This window comes from Mesobacillus thioparans, from assembly GCF_965138835.1.
Taxonomy (GTDB): Bacteria; Bacillota; Bacilli; order Bacillales; family Cytobacillaceae; genus Mesobacillus; species Mesobacillus thioparans.
This window is the reverse complement of the sequence record NZ_CBCSFH010000001.1, coordinates 1-16,976: the sequence shown is the minus strand read 5'-3', so window position 1 is coordinate 16,976 and position 16,976 is coordinate 1. Positions and strand designations below refer to the sequence as shown.

Sequence of the window (16,976 nt, the reverse complement as noted above, 5' to 3'; positions counted from 1 at the left end):
ATGGAGAAGGATATTAAGGAATATTGTAATTGATATAGATAGAAAAGATCCGCGATACTTAAATTATGTGTCGCTTTTTTTCTGCTTTTGAAGGGAAAGCATGTTCGGTTATAGAAATATGGTATAGACCAAGTTATTGAAGGAGTAGGAAGATGAAGGAATATAAAGTAAAAACCTATGAAGAAGCAGTAAGCGTAATCCAGGAGCTAGGTTCCTGCCTTTGGCACCGCTAGTGAAGGGATTCCCCGCATTAAATACAATCACAATACCTGATTCGTGGCATTCAGATACCGAGTTCGACCCCTGGAGTTGGCGGACTAAGTTTTCGGTGGATGGCAGGGCTTGTTATGGAAAATTTTTAAAGAAGAAGTCTATCCTTGTTTCTCCTGAGCTATTGCCGTATTTTAAGGCCGTTCTTGGCCATCATGAACCGGTTGAAGAACGCTATCAACATGGCAATGTCTATAGAGAGGCCTTAAGTCTTTATGATTTCGTCAAACAGGACGAGGGAATCGATACAAGGGAACTAAGGACTCGGGCAGGATTCAGGGCTAAAGAGAAGAAGAAAGCCTTTGAAAATGCCTTATTAGAACTTCAGGGATCGATGGACATTGTCATTTCGGGAATCAAGGAAAAAGTGAATTCAGAAGGAGAGAGTAACGGCTGGAGCAGCACCTCCTTTGAAACCTATGAATCCTGGGCAGGCAGGAATAAGATCAACCCAGTCGATATAGATAAAGATCGTGCAAGGGAGTATTTAGTTTCCCATTTTAATAAGGTTACAGGAAGTGAACAAATCAGAAAACTCGAGAAAATGTTTTTATAAGGAGTTGGTGAGTAATGGAAAAGAAAGCCCTATTGGTAATAGATGTCCAGAATGAAATGTTTCAGGAAGGGAACGAAGTCTTCAAAGGGAAAGAACTGCTTAGAGGAATGAAAAAAATAATAGATCGAGCCCGTTCTATGGGAATAGCGGTAATATACATCCAACACAATGAACCAGCTGGGCACTCTTTGGAGTATGGGACCTACATGTGGGAAATACATTCTGAAATTACTCCTCAAGAGGGTGATATCATCGTACAAAAAAGCACTCCTGATTCATTTTTCAAGACAAAATTAGAAGAGGAATTAAAAGAAAAGGGTATTGAACATTTAATTTTATTCGGGATTCAGACCGAAATTTGTGTCGATACGACCTGTCGCAGTGCATTCAGCAAAGGATACAAAGTCAGTTTAGTATCCGATTTGCATAGCACTTGGCCGACCAGTGAATTATCAGCCCAGCAGATTATAAACCACCATAACGGAGTGTTACGCTGGTTTGCTGATGTGAAAACTAGTGATGAAATAAGATTTGATTCCTTATCATAAGTGAATAAAGTCAGTGGAGTTCCTTTTACAATATCCCAGTTCTCGTTGGATTTTTGTAATAAGAAAAGGTAATCAGGAAAAGATATGTAAAGCAAACATTTAAAAAAGGAATGGTACTATACATGGAGGCTTTTCCGATTATCCACACGAATTTTTGGGATGCTGTGATCGCTGTACCGGTTGTGGTTTTGGCGACACAGCTTTTGAAAATTTTGCTTCACGCGCGTAAGGCTTATGTTCCTGGTATTGCTAATCTGCTTGGCTTAATGATTTCTATTTTCATTGCTCACCCGCATAATCTCTGGGCTGGCGTATTCATGGGTTTCTTCTATGGAAATGCAGCAGTTGGGGTTTACTCTTCCATTAAAACGCAAATATTGGCATATAGGGGCGGAGAGGAAAAAGCCTAAAAGGTTTCCGGAATGCAGGCAATCTCGAGTATTTTGAGATTGTCTACAGTCCTTTTTTTATGCCTAAAAAGCATGGCTTCATGAGTGCCGATTAACTTTCGGCTTCACAATGGAAGGATTTCGGTCCCTGAAGAAAGAATATAGTAGGAATTGTTAGGAGGGATTGATTTGCCTGAAAGCAGGATTCATCCATATTTATTTGCAGTACTTGTCGTTGCGACTACCTTTCTGATGGGCTCTTCTTTTACAGTCGGTAAAATCGGCTTAACGTATGTTTCCCCTTTATTATTGGTGGGATTAAGGTTCACGATTGCGGGACTATTGATGGCTATGTTAGTCAGGAAGAAACCTTTGCCCGCAAAGCTTGCTGACTGGGGAAGGATTTTTGGCATTGGCTTGATGCAAACAGCGGGTGTCATGGGCTGTATCTTCCTTAGCTTACGGACAATCACAGCGGGGGAATCTTCTATTCTAACCTTTACCAATCCTTTGATGGTGGTGGTTATGGGAACGATTTTCCTGGGGATCCGCTATAGGCTCCTCCAATGGATCGGGGCAATTGTCGGCTTTCTAGGTGTGTTTATTACTTTGGGATTTCATTTGCAATTGACCACGGGTACGCTTCTAGGTCTGGGAGCAGCGGTTTCATGGTCGATTGGCACCATCTTGATCAAACAATGGGGAAGCCGCTTCAATGTCTGGGTGTTGACCGCCTACCAGATGTTATTTGGAGGCACCATTCTTTTAGTGATGGGGCTTACGATGGAAACACCGAGGCTTGCGATCAATCCGATTTCTATTTCGATTATCTTATGGTTGGCCATCATGGCGTCAATCGTCCAGTTTGCAATCTGGTTTTACCTAATTAATCTAGGGGATCCTGGGAAGACCAGTGCTTTCCTGTTCCTTGCTCCATTTTTCGGAGTTCTTTCCGGCTGGGTGCTGCTGGATGAAGTCGTGCAATGGTATGTTTATGCTGGGGGAGCATTGATTTTTACAGGGATTTTCCTGGTGAATTGGACGTTTGCAAAGAAAACGAGTTTAGTCACCGAAAAAGTTGGGTAAAAAGACCTTGATTTTCAAATGGTTAAATCATCCTTTAAACCTATATTCAGGTAATGATATTTAATTAAAAAACATTCTCAACTATAATGAAAACTATGGAAAACTTCACCAACCCATTGGTGGTGTTGTGTGTAAATTTTTAAACAGGAAGTGAAGGTCCATGTCTTCAAAAATTATCTTCAACATCAATCAGGTTAATCATTCAGCTTCAAGCTTGAGCCATACAATCGGCAGGATCCAGAGCATCCAGAATCGCGTCGCAGGTGTTAGTAGCAGTGTGGATCCGCGAATTATGGGACGCAATGGCATCAGCGGCCAGTTTCGTCGTGCTTCTGCATCATTTGATCGGATCGAAACGCATATGAAGCAGTTGAAATCTTTCACCGTTCAATCCGCCGATCGATACGGAAATTCAGAAAACCGGGTGAATCGCCAGGCAGACGCTGTCAATAAGGCTATTGAAGCGGCGAGAAAGCAGATTGATGGGCACTTTGCCAGTAATTTATATGAAACGTACAATAACACCTATGGCAGATGGGTGGATTTCCTGCATGGTGCACAATATTCGGCTGGGGCTGGACTCATGCACTTGCTTGGATTCAGGTTCTCGGATATTGATGGAGTACTGCGCAAGTTCCAGGTAGTCGATGATGCTTTACTCGGTAAGATGCGGTTGCCTATGGCTAGCATGATTCATAAGGTCGAGAGCTCAAGATTAAATATGCTTGCCAGATTGATGGTGAGCCCTACAAGAGCTTTTGGCAAAAAAACATTGTCAGAACTAATATACAAAAGGACAGCTAACTATTTTCCGAAGGACATCGTAGGTCTCAGTAACAGCGTTTCCAAGCTAATTGCTGAAGGCAAAACCGGGACGTTGCTCAATGCAGTAAAAAATAATGCGGGTAGCGTATTGAAAAACGGGTTGAGGCTCGGGAAATCAAATGCAGCACTTGCTGTACTAATAACAGCAGGAGCAGAGACAATTGGCGCAGGACTTAAAATTACAGAAAATTATAACATGTATAGCGGTGAAAAGTTGAAAGAAGAAAACGCTAAAGTGGTAGGCAGTGCAGTATATAAAACTACGGTTGTATCTGCAACCTCTGTTGCTGGAGCAGTAGCAGGCGGAGCTCTCCTCAGTGTTTTTGGGCCTGTAGGTACTGTTGTGGGTGCTTCGATCGGCGGTTTCGTTGGCAGCTGGGTTGGCGATAAGATTGCCGGTAGTACTCCTGCATGGGTTGATAAAACAGCTCTCCACTTTAAAGATGGGATTCATAAAGGAACTGAGGCTATTGCTTCCGGTGTTAGCAAGGTGAAGGATGGATTTAATGATGTAAAAGAACATGCTTCAGGCCTGTTAAGCGGAGCAAAATTAATCCTTGGGTTTGGAGGCTAGGGGGAAACATGAATAAAATTACACTTTCAATCGAGGAATTAATTTATTGTTTTTACAATGAAGGATATTTTGAACATGGGAACGCATTGAAGCAGGTTTATTTCGGAGAGCTGGACGATGAGAAAATGGACCTATTGCTTCAAATTACAACACGTTCACTCCTTTCTAAAAGCCTTTTAGTATACGAAAATCATAAATTCATGTTAGTGGAAGAGCTTGCAGAGGTCATTTCCATGTTAAATTACTCAAACCAATCAATCAAAGCTTCCCGTCATGGGGAAGACGGCGGGGAGGAGTCTGTCTCCTTCCATTTTAACGAGAAGACCGTCTTGCAGCATTCTTTGCTTTATGATGAGCAAGTGCATGTTTTTGAAAAAGTAACCGCAGAAACAGCGGCAGAGATTATTTCTGAATTTTACCGATTAATTAATCATAGTAGTGGCAACGGATTTGAACTAAGCCAGGGTGAATTTGAACAATTGCTGGACTCACTGGAGGATAACCAAAAACTTTTTGAACTTCCCGTACTCCATGGGGAAAAACAGAAATTCTATGAAACTCTTAAAACAACAAATGGAATGTTAAATACTCTGTTATTCATGGAGTTTACTGAACAAAAGGAGCCCGTAGCCAAGAACGTCGTGTTATTTACGAATGACAACAAGAATAACTGGGTCATTGAAAAAAATGAGGATGTCTTTATTGTCAACCTGTGTAATAGTTCTAAAGTTATTCAATTAATCAAAGAAAATGTCTTAGAGTCATTGGAAAAGGTGCCATATGGAGAATGAGATTCAAGAAAATAATATAAAAGTTTACGATGATCGAGTCGAAGTAGTCTATACAAGCGGGGGAGCAGGCTGTCTATTGACTGCAGGTGGAATCATGTTCTTAGCGTCCCTCTTTATCTTATTTTACATAGTCCCTACATCAGGGATAGTAAGAGCTTTTATAGGAGTTATAATTGGCGGCATTGGCTTTTTATTTGTCAGCACAATGTTGATAAAAGTTCTAAGAGCTATACTCACCGGAAAAGCAGTATATACAATCCAAGATGGTTATTTAAAAGGGAAGAGCAAGGCAGTCCGTATTAATGATATCACTGATATTAAATGGGCTGGCAGTTCATTGAAGTATCTGGCAATCAAAACGACAAACAAAAAGACCATCAAGTTATCCTCTTATAATCTGGTTCCTGAAGAAAAAGTAAATAAGGTAATAAATGATTATGTCATTCCTAAGGCCAACCCTGAGTTAAAGAGGAATTGGGAAAAACGTTTTGGAAATATAGGTGCATGATTTTTTTATTAATACTAAGCTTGTAGAGCTAAATATTATCTCTGCAAGCTTTTTTATTGAAGGTTATGGATCAATGAGGTGAATATAGTGGAAGAAAATAACATCAAAATTACAGATAGCAAAATAGAAATCGTCTATACGAATCCAGGTGCGGGCTGCATGGTGTCATCTGCGTTATTTGGGACGATGCTTTCTGCCTTTGTACTGTTTGTTGTAGCACCTGATTCAGGGATTATAAGGGGCTTTTTAAGCATCCTCATCGGAATAATTGGACTAATTTTTTCAGGCTCCATCCTACTCAAGTTAATAAGTGTTATTCTATCAGGTAAGAGCTTGTTCATTATTGAGTCTGGAATGTTAAAAGGTAGGACGGATAGTGTTCCAATTAATGAAATAAAAGATATTAAATGGGGCGGCTCCAGTTTAAAGTATCTCGTTGCCAAAACCACAAACAACAATAAATTCAAATTTCCAACTTATAACCTTGTAGGTGAAGAAAAGGTAAACCAGGTTATAACAGATTATGTAATTCCTCATGCGAATCCTGAATTAAAGCGAAATTGGGAAAAACGCAAGGGCAACAACGGAGCCCGAGTTTAAAGAAGCCTGCAGAAACAAGAGATTGGCATAAATGGAATAGCATAATAAAGGGTGGAAGTTATTTATCTATAAAAATTTAAATGTCAAAGGGTGATTAAAATAATGTGCAGATTTTACAAGAAAATAAAAAGTCTATTTTGGGAGTTGGTTACCTTATTTTTTTTCATCATTTTTTTAATTTCCTCCATTTCTTTTTTTATGGAACGTGACATAATTTATGGATTGATTCTTTTCTTTTTAATGCCTTTGCCGTTTGGAATAAGTTTAATGTTCTTTTCTGACTTAAGAGGAAAAAAGCATAGGGCAATTTGAGCTTGTGGCTTGTGGATTTTTATTTTCAAGCTTATTTTTGTATGTATTACTGTAATATAACGTATAAATGGTCGGGCAGCCGAAAGTATGTTTTGCATATACTGAAAAAAGTAAAAAAATCATAAGGCCGTATCTTTTCTCTCCCACAATCCGTTTAATGTGCAGAGAGGTTCAAAGGAGTGAACAGAATGTCGATCGACAAGCTTAGGAATGTGAATGCTGATAAGGGATCCGAAATCACGAGCCATTATCAAAGCCTGCAGCGATATTGCCGATTTTTAACCCAGAGCAGCTGGGATGGCGATGATCTTTCGCAGGAGGTTACGATGAAGGCAATCCATAATTATGAGCCATCCCAGATCAGCGGTGCCTTACTGAAAAAAATGGCCTATCACCAGTGGGTGGATACAATCAGGAAGCACAGCCGTGAAGTGGCGGGAATCCCGGAAAATCTCGGATCGAGCACTCAAGGGAATGTGATCGATACGGTGGAGATGCTTTTGTCAAAATTAACGCCGAAGCAGGCGGTCATTTTGGTTTTAAAGGAAGCGTTTCGATTTCAGTCGCGTGAAATTGCCGAGCTGATAGGATCAACGGAAATGGCCGTTAAAGCTGCGCTTCACAGGGCAAGGAAGAGGCTTGATAAGGATAGCAGCCTGCGAGAACTGGACCAGAATTTAAGCGATGACGAAGAAAATCTTCTGTCAGACCTGCTTTGCGAATCGCTGCAATCTGAGGACCCGTCCGTTCTGTTGGAAAACATCCAGGAGATTCCGGCGCTTGCTGCATCCGTTCCGGAAATGTCATTGCATTCACCGTCTCGTTCACCTCTCTTTACTTTCAAAATGGCTGCATAAGCAGGAAAGGGAGGAACAAAGTGAGTACAATTCCTTATGTCATTGAGCAATCTAACCGTGGCGAGCGTTCATACGATATTTATTCCCGTTTGTTGAAAGACCGCATCATCATGATTGGTGATGAGATTAACGACCAGGTCGCCAACAGTGTCATTGCCCAGCTGTTATTTCTTGAAGCGGATAATCCTGACAAAGATATTTCCATCTACATCAACAGTCCTGGAGGTTCAACAACGGCTGGCTTCGCGATTTTTGATACGATGGAATACATCAAACCCGATATCAGCACCATCTGTATTGGAATGGCAGCATCGTTTGGTGCAATGCTTTTGCTTGCCGGCACAAAAGGAAAAAGATTCGCACTGCCAAACAGCGAAATCATGATCCATCAGCCGCTTGGTGGAGCCAGAGGCCAGGCAACAGAAATAGAGATTTCCGCTAAAAGAATCCTGAAGCTTCGAGACCATGTAAATAAGTTAATATCAGAACGCACTGGTCAGCCAATGGAAAAAATCGAAAAAGACACTGACCGCGATTATTTCATGAGTGCACAGGAAGCTTTGGAGTACGGGATTATTGATAAGATTATTACACGGACATAGAGATGAAAGGGCTGCTCTGGCAGCTCTTTTTGTTTTGAGCTGCATGGCAGCTCATTTTTTTATTTTTTTCTAGAACTGATAAAGTGAAACTGTTATAATCAATTTTATATTTAAAAAATTCAGAGGAATCAACTTCCATGAGTGCATCATGAATCATTGAACAGTAAAGGGGAATGTCCATGAATATTTACGGATCAGAAAAAATTAGAAGGATGACATCAAGTATTTTTCAGGAAGTGGTAGACAGGAAGCAGGATGCGATCTTGAACGGCAAGGATGTCATTGATTTAAGTATTGGAAGTCCGGATTTCCAGCCGCCAGCATTTGTGATGGAAACACTGGCGGAATATTCAATGGACCCAGCTAAATATGGGTATACGTTAAAGGGAATCGCTGAGTTTAATGAAGCAGTGAAGTTTTTTTACAGCCAGCGATATTCCGTTGAGCTTGATGAGAAAACAGAAGTATTGCAGTTGATGGGTTCACAGGATGGGCTTGCGCATCTGGCGACTGCGATAGTCGATCCAGGAGATTATGTACTGGTACCAGATCCAGGATATCCAATCTATGAAGCTAGCGTAACAATTGCTGGAGGGGAAATCTATCCTATGCCTCTATTGGAGGAAAATAAATTCCTGCCTCAGTTAAATGAGATTCCAGAGGAAGTTTTACAGAAAACAAAAATGATGATATTGAGCTATCCGGGAAATCCAGTTACTGCACTTGCCGACAGGGCCTTCTTTGAAGAGGTAGTTGCATTTGCCGGGGTACATAATATTCTAGTGGTCCATGATTTTGCTTATTCTGAATTGATTTATGACGGAAATCCTCAAATAAGTTTCCTGTCGGTTCCAGGTGCCAAGGAAGTTGGCGTTGAGTTCAATTCACTTTCAAAAACCTTCAATATGGCTGGCTGCCGTATTGGTTATGTTGCTGGCAATGCACAGGTCATAAATCTTCTGGCATCATTCAAATCACACATTGATTATGGGGTATTCTATCCGATCCAAAAGGCAGCGATTGCTGCACTGACATCTGACTATTCGTTTCTTGATCATCAGTTAAAGCAATATGAAGCACGACGGGATGCTTTGGTAGCAGGTTTCAGGAACAGCGGATGGCAGGTAGCCAATTCTCCGGCAACGATGTTTGTCTGGGCTAAAATCCCTGCTGGATGGAAGTCTCGCGAGTTTGCCTTCAAGTTGATTGAAGAGGAAGGGATTGTTGTGGTTCCAGGTGACGCCTTCGGAAAGCAGGGAGAAGGCTATGTCAGGATTGCCATGGTACAGCCACCCGAAAGACTGCAAGAAGCGGCACAGCGGGTGAATAAGTTTTTGCTGGGCTTTCCGGTAGGAAGTTAAGATTTTTTTAAATACACAACTACTTACGGAATATGGGGCAGTTGCCAAGCTCCGTTAGACTTCGAAGCAGGGAAAACCCCTGCTGTTTTATTTCAGGACGGGGGAAATTGGTTACTATAATTTTTACAATTTATGGTAATGGGGAGTAGTAGAGAAATGACTAACCAAATGATAAAAAATAACCTGACGGCTGATTGTGAAAGCTGCTTTGGATTATGCTGTGTGGCTCTGCCATATGCGAAATCAGCGGACTTTCCGGTTGATAAAGATATCGGTTCGCCTTGCAGGAATTTGCAGGAAGATTTCCGCTGTGGAATTCATAAACAACTTAGGAAAAAAGGCTACAAAGGGTGTACTGTATACGAATGCTTTGGGGCTGGTCAAAAAGTTTCCCAAATCACATATAACGGACTTGATTGGCGGAAACAGCCAGATAAGGCAAAGGAAATGTTTGATGTTTTCCCCATCATGCAGCAGCTTCATGAAATGCTTTGCTACCTGAAGGAAGCACAGACATTGGAAGAGGCCATACCACTTCAATTAAAGCTTCAGGATATTTATGTAAAAATAGAACAGCTTACCTACCTGGAGGCTGCTGACATTCTCACTTTGGATATCCCCGCCTATCGAGTAGTTGTAAACGAACTGCTGTTACAGACAAGTGAATTGGTCCGAAGCAATGTCAGAAGCACGAAAAAAACAAATGGCAAGAATTTGCTTGGGGCAAAGTTGAGACGCGCGGACCTAAAAGGCTCTGATTTCCGTGGAGCTTTGCTGATTGCTGCTGATCTCAGAGAAGCCGACCTAAGAGTATGTGATTTTATAGGTGCTGATATGAGGGATGCTAATTTAAGCGGAGCCAATCTCGAAGGGAGCTTTTTTCTGACTCAGGCCCAAATTAACTCGTCAAAGGGAAATGATGAAACCAAATTGCCTTATACATTGAAAAGACCCAAGCATTGGTGAAGTAAAAGAAGGAGATAGAGGTGACTGCTTTTGTGACTCTGATTGGAAGTATCTTCAGTATGCTGGCGGTTGTTTTTTGGTGAAAATATTTGGAATGTAAGTTATCTTTGTTAATTTTTGGAATTATGGATATTTTTTGAAACATTTGAGGTCTTCCTCCGTATTAAAAAGTAAAGGGGGAGAGCAGATGAAAAAGTTGTCATTTTTTCTTATAATCATTGTGCTGTTGCTGTTCGGTTGTCAGCAAAAACAAAATGGGGCGCTCGACACTGATAAACTTGAGAAAGCTGAACAAACCGGGAATGCCACCGAGGAACAATTGAAAAGTATCCCCATCCCTTATAATGTACCTTCCATAAAAGTAGGTTTAGAAGCTTTGCCATTTGAATTAAAGCCGCCTAAGGAACTTCCTTTTGACGCCATGCCTCTGAAAATGCCCATTGAAGATTTCAAGCATGATGGGAAAGAGTTACAAGTCGATTTAATGAGTGTTTCAAAAAACAAAGATGATAAAGTTATACTTATGATTTCCGTCCATAACTTTAAAGTAGAGTACGCCGAGTCGCTAGGAGAAGAAGTTCAAATAACCAAGGGAGTAGCAGGTTATTATAACGGAACTCTTTCGTTTGAAAAAGATGGTATCTATTATAATGTTGGCTACACCAATCCAAATATATCAGAAGAACAGATAAAAGAAGATACAATAGCTATTGCAGAGCAAATGTTGTAAAGACAAGAGAACGCATGCTGATTGCGTTCTTTTTGATGTAAAAGATGTTATAGATATGGTAGTTAATAAAATAGAGGTCGTTTAGGGAAGAAAAAATGCTCTGTAAAACTGAGCACTTTTACACTAAAAGATTGGCCTTTAAAATACGTTCGATTTCTTTACGAGTTTGAGTGCCTCTTTCGAGAAAAAGTAACCGAAAGTAGAGTGCTTTCAAGAATTGATTTAAGTTAGTATTCTTCCGAAAAAAAGTTGGTGAAAAGCCATTGCTGGCTCTGATTTCTGTTACTTCATCCGAAAGTTCAGAAACCCAATCTTTTAAAATGTTTTCATTCATTTCCTTTTCCAAAAGAGAAATTATGACAGAAATCAGCCGCTCATCTTCCTCGTCCACATAAGCTGTTTCTATTAAAATGCATCTCCTGATAGTATCCAGACATTCGCTTGCCAAAGTCTTATCGAACAAAGGGTGCTTAACGGATTCATCCAGCAAATCGGCACCATGAGCGATGCTATGGGCCCAGCCTTTTTCCTCGACATATCCCCGTGTATCTTCTTCCTCAAGAAGATATTTCATGCTGCTTTCAATTGTTTTTTTGACGGTATCCTCAGATAGGAATCGCTCTTTGCGATCTTTTCCTAAAACGAGAGCAACCACCAATGAAGAAAATGCCCTGGTAAATACCGAGTCATCGTTTTCTGACCCTATGCTTAAAAATAAATGGTTTGGATCAAGGCATGTTTGGAGTAAATAATCCATTTGCTGATGATTTAAATAATCTTGGTTAATGATGTAATAAAATGTGGTATAAATCAGTTTGTCCCTTAATTCCGGATCAATCGAGCCAATATAATCAACCATATGTTCAATAAGTGTATCGAGGTCTTTATGTATTATCGTTTCAGGGTTATTAAAATCCAATCCTTTTAGTTCTTTCTTCAAAGAGTCGGTCGTTACCAAACTATTCATCCTCCATTCTAGTAAATATTTTACCATGTATTTCAAATTTGACTAGAAATGAACATGGTATTTTTGTAGCGTTGTTTTTGTATCTATCTCAAATATTTACTGATGACCTGTCTATCCCTTTATCTCTCACTACAAATTAATACTCAAAAGGATTTTCCTCCGAAAATAAAAAACTCTTGCAAAAGGCAAGAGTTTTCTAATCTATTCAGGATTCTGCTGTTTCCTTTGAGGTGAGCAATAACAGAATCGTCCATTCAATGCAAAACAGCGTGAAGCCTAAAAGAAGATCCAGTATTTTCTCTCGCATTTCCGCCAACTCCTTGAAGTGATTTACAACTTAATTATAGGTTCATAGTAAGTTGAAGAGTTGGCAAGAATATGTGTAATAGATGAACAAAAGAAAGATAATCTGTGAACAATAAATGGCCCTCTAATTTGAGGGCCACTTGTTGTTTTAATTTCCTGTTACCAGGTATCACCGCGCTCTTTCTTGAGTTCCTTCATTTTCGCCACCCAGTCGTCGACTCTTTGCTTGATTTCTTTGCTTTTTGCATCTGCTTTTTCACGATTGGTTTTGGACATGGTGTAGTGGAGTTCCTTCATTCCTTCACTCCGTTCAAATCCCCAATCCCGGAGTTCAGAATACTGTTCATCGGTGATCCAGTCATTTTCGGACATGATGGCAGCCGCGTTGATGATTCGGTGTGCTTCTTTTCTTCCGATCGTCCATAACTCGAGCGGATATTTTTCTGCCACTTTGTATTCCTCGACCATATCCCATCCGTCCGGCGCCATCGTGAAGGCGAAGGCGAGGTCGAGTGTGGATGGCAGCCATTCGTATTGGATCGTGTTTTTCAATTCTTCAGGATTGTCTGCTTTGAAATATTCACCGTTTCCGGCTTCAGCAACAGCTTTGAGTTGATCTTCAGCTTTGCTGTCTACATCGAATCCAATGATGTTGACTGAATGATTTGAGCTATTTGCCACAAGGTCCTTACTTGCCTGAACTGGGTCTCCATCACAGGTTTCAGCGCCATCGCTGACGATATAGATGGTTACACTTCCTTCATGGCCAGCGCTCATCTCGGCCGCTTTTTCGATGGCTCCTGCGAGCGGAGTCCAGCCTTTGCTCTCAAATGAGTCGACGGCCCCATTGAAGTTTTCCTTCGAGTATTTACCCATAGGATAAACCTCTTCGATTCCAGAACAGGATGTTTCTTTATCGGAATCTGAATCTGATCCCTGGTGGCCATAGACGACAAGGGAGACTTCTGCAGACTGACCGATGGTTTTGGCAAAGCTTTTCACGGCATCTTTGGCGATATCCATCTTTACTCGGCCTTCAGACTGCTGCAGCATGCTGGAGCTTGCATCAAGCAGGATGATCGCTTTCTCTTCGGCTTTTGTTTCCTCTGCGCCTTCCGACTTTTCAGGGTCTGGTAAAAAAGGCTCTTCAAAATAAGGCTCATACGCATTAGCTTTTTCGATTACCTCCTGATAATGGGGGCTTGCAAGTAACGAAATAAGGCCTTTTTTTATGGTTTCCAGGTCATCTGTCCCCTGAGCTAATTGATCGAGCTCTTCCGGAAGCTTGTTTTTAAGTTCAGGCTCCAGCTCTGGAGTGGTGAAACCGATATCCTCAATATCCTTTTCATATGTAAGGTCATCCATCATTGTACCAGGCTTTAATACCATTAGGTTTTCCTCTGAAACGTCAAGCTTGATCTCCTTCAAGTGTCCTGGCAGCTCCGGCTTGACAGCTTCCTCTTTAACATCCTCTTTCGGAGGCGTTTCGGCAACTACTTCTTCATCAGGTTCATCATTATTGCATGCAGTAAGAAAAAGCGAAATGAATAGTAAAAATACGAGCGAATGTCGTTTCACGATAATCCTCCTCTTCGCCGTTTCAATTATGTATAAAAACTTCTTCATAGAGTTTAACATGTTTTGCGGGGGGATTTGAAGTAATTTCCATGATGGAACCATATCAAGAGTGATAAATAATTAAATGACCCAAAATTTTATTTTGACCGAAAGAAAGGAAGGAGAGGGGAATATCTGAAGGTTTTGACCGAAGAGTAAGCAATAAAGCGCAGGAGCTTCCTGCGCTTTAATGATTTTTACCAAGGAATTTGAGTACCCGGTGATAAGGGCATTTGGACAAAGAACTATTATCATCCCTCAGGAAGTATTGCCTCCATTCAAAATTTTCCTCTGCTCCGTAAGTGTTCAGATCAGGATGAATAGAAATGCTGTCATATTTCGCCAGCCGTTTTCTCACCTGTGCCTTGATCCTCTTTGCATAGCTTTTAGATTTATTGAATTCCTGGAGCACCCATCTCGGTGTAATCGCGAGCATCATTACGTCAAAATGTCTGCTTTTCCGGTTTTTGTGTGCCGGTGTAGCACAATATATAAAATATTTTTCGCCATTGAAGCAAAATTCCCAGATAGGATCATAGGGATCTTGAGGTATACCCTCTGGCCAGTCGAATTCATCCAACCCACTTAACCCTGAAAGATGCTCCCAGAAAAGTTGTTCGAATTCTTCTACAGATACATCCTTCATTTCTTTTGGCGTTTCATAGAAAATTATCAAAGAAGTATAATTGCCAAACCCCCTTGATTGCTCTGTAAAGCTAGATAACAAACTAGCAATTTCATTTATCGTCGTGTCCCTCCTTGGACTGCCGACAAACCCATATTTTAACTGATTCATTGAGAATCCAATTGTTGCCGGTATGCAGGGAAAAGGCCTTTCCTTATCCCCCATTTTAGCGAAGAATTTGTCCAGTGCGTCTTGCTCCCATGCCAGCAACTGATCCCGGGAGGAGGAGCCATGTGTATACAAGCCGTTCATCATAGTCACCTCCAATTGCTTCTACACTATATTCAAAGCATGGTGTATAGGGTAGATGTCCCAGGGCAATTGGGCAGGTACCCAATAATTATAAAAACAAGGAAAGAAATTAATTGTAATATTCTGATTAATTTATTATAATTTTCATAGTGGTTATAGTAATACCTATATAGGTATATTAGGGTAATCTAATTTAGCAGGGATGGTGGATGAGGTGAATTATAAGGTAGTAATTGTCGGTGGTGGATCAGTTGGTATTTCGGTAGCGGCCAGGCTTGTTAAAGGTGAACCGGATTTAAAAGCGAAGATTCTTATTGTTGACCCAGCCAAAAAGCATTATTATCAACCACTGTGGACACTTGCTGGCGCCGGTGCGGTTAAAAAGGAAGTTACAGTAAAAGACCAGCAATCACTAATACCCGATGGGGTTGAACTGCTTCAGGAAGCTGTTACTTCAATTGATGCTGATTCGAACAGTCTCTCGGCAGGAAACGGGATAAAAATTCATTATGACTTTCTCGTCATGGCTGCCGGCATCCAAATCAACTGGGAGAAAATCAAAGGATTAAAAGAATCTATCGGCAGGGATGGTGTCTGCAGCAATTATTCGTACGATTATGTTGATTCGACCTGGGAAAGCATTCAGAATTTCAAAGGAGGCAATGCCATTTTCACACACCCGAACACACCAATCAAATGTGGCGGTGCACCTCAGAAAATCATGTACCTTGCTGATGATGCCTTCAGAAAAGCTGGTGTCAGAGAAACGGGCGAGATTATTTTCGCATCAGCTTCTGACAGTATTTTTGCAGTAAAGAAATACGCAAATACACTCGAACAGGTCATAACCAGGAAAGGGATTGCCACTAAATATAAAATGAACTTAATCGAAGTGGATTCAGCCAATAAACTTGCAGTTTTTGAAGATTCAGGGACAGGACAAACGGAAAAAATTCCTTACAGTATGCTTCATGTTGTCCCCCCAATGTCAGCACCCGATTTCATTGCAGAGAGTCAATTGGCTGATGCTGGAGGATGGGTAGATGTTGATTCGAAAACACTGCAGTCAAAAAAATATCCAAATGTCTTTGGTGTAGGGGATTGCGCTAACCTTCCGACCTCAAAAACGGGTGCAGCAATCAGGAAACAGGCACCAGTCGCAGCAGGAAACTTGCTAAGCTTTATGAAAAATCAACCGTTGAAACTCTCTTACGATGGATATACTTCATGTCCGCTGATTACGGGCTATAATAAATTGGTGCTGGCTGAATTCTTGTATGAAAATAAACCAGCCGAAACCTTCCCGTTCGATCAATCTAAAGAACGTTACAGCATGTATCTACTAAAGAAAAATATCCTTCCTGTCATGTATTGGAAAGGTATGTTAAAGGGTATTATGTAATAAGAAAGACTCTACCTATCTACATTACCCGTCATTTTAGGAAGCAGCTTCGAAAAAAACTTCGAGATTATTAGGATAAGTTTTTCGTCCAATCTTAAGACAGCCTTTTTATATAAGTTAAAGAGTCGGCAGCAAGGAAATGCTGCCGGCATTTTTATGTGCTCTCATTAGTTTCAATTTGGCATAATAGGATAAATGTTAATATATAGTAAGGTTGAGTTAGGAGGAGTTTCCATGCAGCCTGTGATTTTATTTGATGGAGTTTGCAATTTTTGCGATGCCAGTGTCCAGTTCATTCTGGAACGTGACAGGAATGAAACATTCCTGTTCGCATCCCTTCAGAGTGATGCCGGCCAGAAATTGCTAAAGGAACACGATGTATCTGATGATGTGGACAGCATGGTTCTGATTGAGGATGGAAAAGTCTATTATAAGTCAGCCGCCGCGCTGCGAATCAGCCGCCATCTTGACGGTGCCTGGAAACTGCTCTACATTTTGATCCTCGTACCGGCACCATTAAGGAATATGGTGTATGACCTTATTGCCAAAAATCGATTCAAATGGTTCGGCCAGAAGGATAGCTGTATGCTGCCGCCGCCGAATGTAAGAAGAAGATTTTTATAAAGAAAAGAACGGAAAAGCAGGTAAAATTGATATGCTCCCCTTTAGGTAGACAGATTAAAAATAAAATCTGTTTACTTAATGGGGAGTTTTTATTATGTCAAAAAGGGCCTTTCCACTCCAAGATAAAATTAAGATTATAAAGGCATTG

General features: G+C 40.9%; 18 protein-coding genes. 15 read left to right on the top strand and 3 right to left on the bottom strand.

Annotated elements, in window-relative coordinates; translation table 11 throughout:
• Window positions 1-220 precede the first annotated feature (220 nt).
• The 13 genes from ACNAZ4_RS00090 to ACNAZ4_RS00030 all read left to right on the top strand — a co-directional run bounded on the left by ACNAZ4_RS00090 (window position 221) and on the right by ACNAZ4_RS00030 (window position 10,975).
• On the top strand, window positions 221-826 hold the full coding sequence (locus ACNAZ4_RS00090; RefSeq protein WP_415812164.1) for an AlkZ-related protein: 606 nt from the start codon (window positions 221-223) through the stop codon (window positions 824-826).
• Between the two features lie 14 nt (window positions 827-840).
• Window positions 841-1,374 carry a cysteine hydrolase family protein gene (locus ACNAZ4_RS00085; protein WP_415812163.1) on the top strand — a complete coding sequence of 178 codons (534 nt, stop codon included), beginning with the start codon at window positions 841-843 and terminating at the stop codon, window positions 1,372-1,374.
• A gap of 122 nt (window positions 1,375-1,496) precedes the next feature.
• On the top strand, window positions 1,497-1,784 hold the full coding sequence (locus ACNAZ4_RS00080) for a hypothetical protein (RefSeq protein WP_415812162.1): 288 nt from the start codon (window positions 1,497-1,499) through the stop codon (window positions 1,782-1,784).
• A 183-nt stretch (window positions 1,785-1,967) separates the two neighbouring features.
• Entirely contained in the window at window positions 1,968-2,849 is an 882-nt protein-coding gene (locus ACNAZ4_RS00075; protein WP_415812965.1) for a DMT family transporter, read from the top strand.
• Window positions 2,850-3,009: 160 nt separating this feature from the next.
• Window positions 3,010-4,248, top strand: a complete 1,239-nt coding sequence (locus ACNAZ4_RS00070) for a hypothetical protein (RefSeq protein WP_415812161.1) — start codon at window positions 3,010-3,012, stop codon at window positions 4,246-4,248.
• Between the two features lie 8 nt (window positions 4,249-4,256).
• Window positions 4,257-5,039 (top strand): hypothetical protein, encoded by a 783-nt coding sequence (locus ACNAZ4_RS00065; protein WP_415812160.1) that lies wholly within the window; start codon window positions 4,257-4,259, stop codon window positions 5,037-5,039.
• The gene (locus ACNAZ4_RS00060; protein ID WP_415812159.1) at window positions 5,029-5,547 is read left to right on the top strand and encodes a DUF5381 family protein; all 519 of its coding nucleotides are present in this window, start codon (window positions 5,029-5,031) and stop codon (window positions 5,545-5,547) included. The genes ACNAZ4_RS00065 and ACNAZ4_RS00060 overlap by 11 nt, the downstream gene beginning before the upstream one ends.
• 87 nt (window positions 5,548-5,634) lie before the next feature.
• A complete protein-coding gene (locus tag ACNAZ4_RS00055) occupies window positions 5,635-6,147 on the top strand; it encodes a DUF5381 family protein (RefSeq protein WP_415812158.1) in 513 nt (170 codons plus the stop codon).
• Window positions 6,148-6,647: 500 nt separating this feature from the next.
• Window positions 6,648-7,316 (top strand): sigma-70 family RNA polymerase sigma factor, encoded by a 669-nt coding sequence (locus ACNAZ4_RS00050; RefSeq protein ID WP_415812157.1) that lies wholly within the window; start codon window positions 6,648-6,650, stop codon window positions 7,314-7,316.
• A 20-nt stretch (window positions 7,317-7,336) separates the two neighbouring features.
• Window positions 7,337-7,918 (top strand): ATP-dependent Clp endopeptidase proteolytic subunit ClpP, encoded by a 582-nt coding sequence (gene clpP / locus ACNAZ4_RS00045; RefSeq protein WP_415812156.1) that lies wholly within the window; start codon window positions 7,337-7,339, stop codon window positions 7,916-7,918.
• A 179-nt stretch (window positions 7,919-8,097) separates the two neighbouring features.
• Complete coding sequence (locus ACNAZ4_RS00040) at window positions 8,098-9,279, top strand: LL-diaminopimelate aminotransferase (RefSeq protein ID WP_415812155.1); 1,182 nt, start codon at window positions 8,098-8,100, stop codon at window positions 9,277-9,279.
• A 156-nt stretch (window positions 9,280-9,435) separates the two neighbouring features.
• Window positions 9,436-10,245 (top strand): pentapeptide repeat-containing protein, encoded by an 810-nt coding sequence (locus tag ACNAZ4_RS00035; protein ID WP_415812154.1) that lies wholly within the window; start codon window positions 9,436-9,438, stop codon window positions 10,243-10,245.
• A gap of 187 nt (window positions 10,246-10,432) precedes the next feature.
• Window positions 10,433-10,975 (top strand): hypothetical protein, encoded by a 543-nt coding sequence (locus ACNAZ4_RS00030; protein WP_415812153.1) that lies wholly within the window; start codon window positions 10,433-10,435, stop codon window positions 10,973-10,975.
• 118 nt (window positions 10,976-11,093) lie between these two features.
• On the opposite strand, the gene ACNAZ4_RS00025 is transcribed toward ACNAZ4_RS00030, so the two are convergent.
• From ACNAZ4_RS00025 to ACNAZ4_RS00015, 3 genes are all read right to left on the bottom strand, one after another.
• Window positions 11,094-11,942, bottom strand: a complete 849-nt coding sequence (locus ACNAZ4_RS00025) for a DUF2785 domain-containing protein (protein WP_415812152.1) — start codon at window positions 11,940-11,942, stop codon at window positions 11,094-11,096.
• Between the two features lie 465 nt (window positions 11,943-12,407).
• Window positions 12,408-13,826 carry a vWA domain-containing protein gene (locus ACNAZ4_RS00020; RefSeq protein WP_415812151.1) on the bottom strand — a complete coding sequence of 473 codons (1,419 nt, stop codon included), beginning with the start codon at window positions 13,824-13,826 and terminating at the stop codon, window positions 12,408-12,410.
• Between the two features lie 226 nt (window positions 13,827-14,052).
• Window positions 14,053-14,805, bottom strand: coding sequence for a YqcI/YcgG family protein (locus ACNAZ4_RS00015; protein WP_415812150.1), 753 nt, complete (start codon window positions 14,803-14,805; stop codon window positions 14,053-14,055).
• Between the two features lie 199 nt (window positions 14,806-15,004).
• Here ACNAZ4_RS00015 and ACNAZ4_RS00010 point away from each other — a divergent pair, with 199 nt between their 5' ends.
• On the top strand, window positions 15,005-16,204 hold the full coding sequence (locus ACNAZ4_RS00010; RefSeq protein ID WP_415812149.1) for an NAD(P)/FAD-dependent oxidoreductase: 1,200 nt from the start codon (window positions 15,005-15,007) through the stop codon (window positions 16,202-16,204).
• A 234-nt stretch (window positions 16,205-16,438) separates the two neighbouring features.
• Window positions 16,439-16,828, top strand: a complete 390-nt coding sequence (locus ACNAZ4_RS00005; protein WP_415812148.1) for a thiol-disulfide oxidoreductase DCC family protein — start codon at window positions 16,439-16,441, stop codon at window positions 16,826-16,828.
• Window positions 16,829-16,976 lie beyond the last annotated feature (148 nt).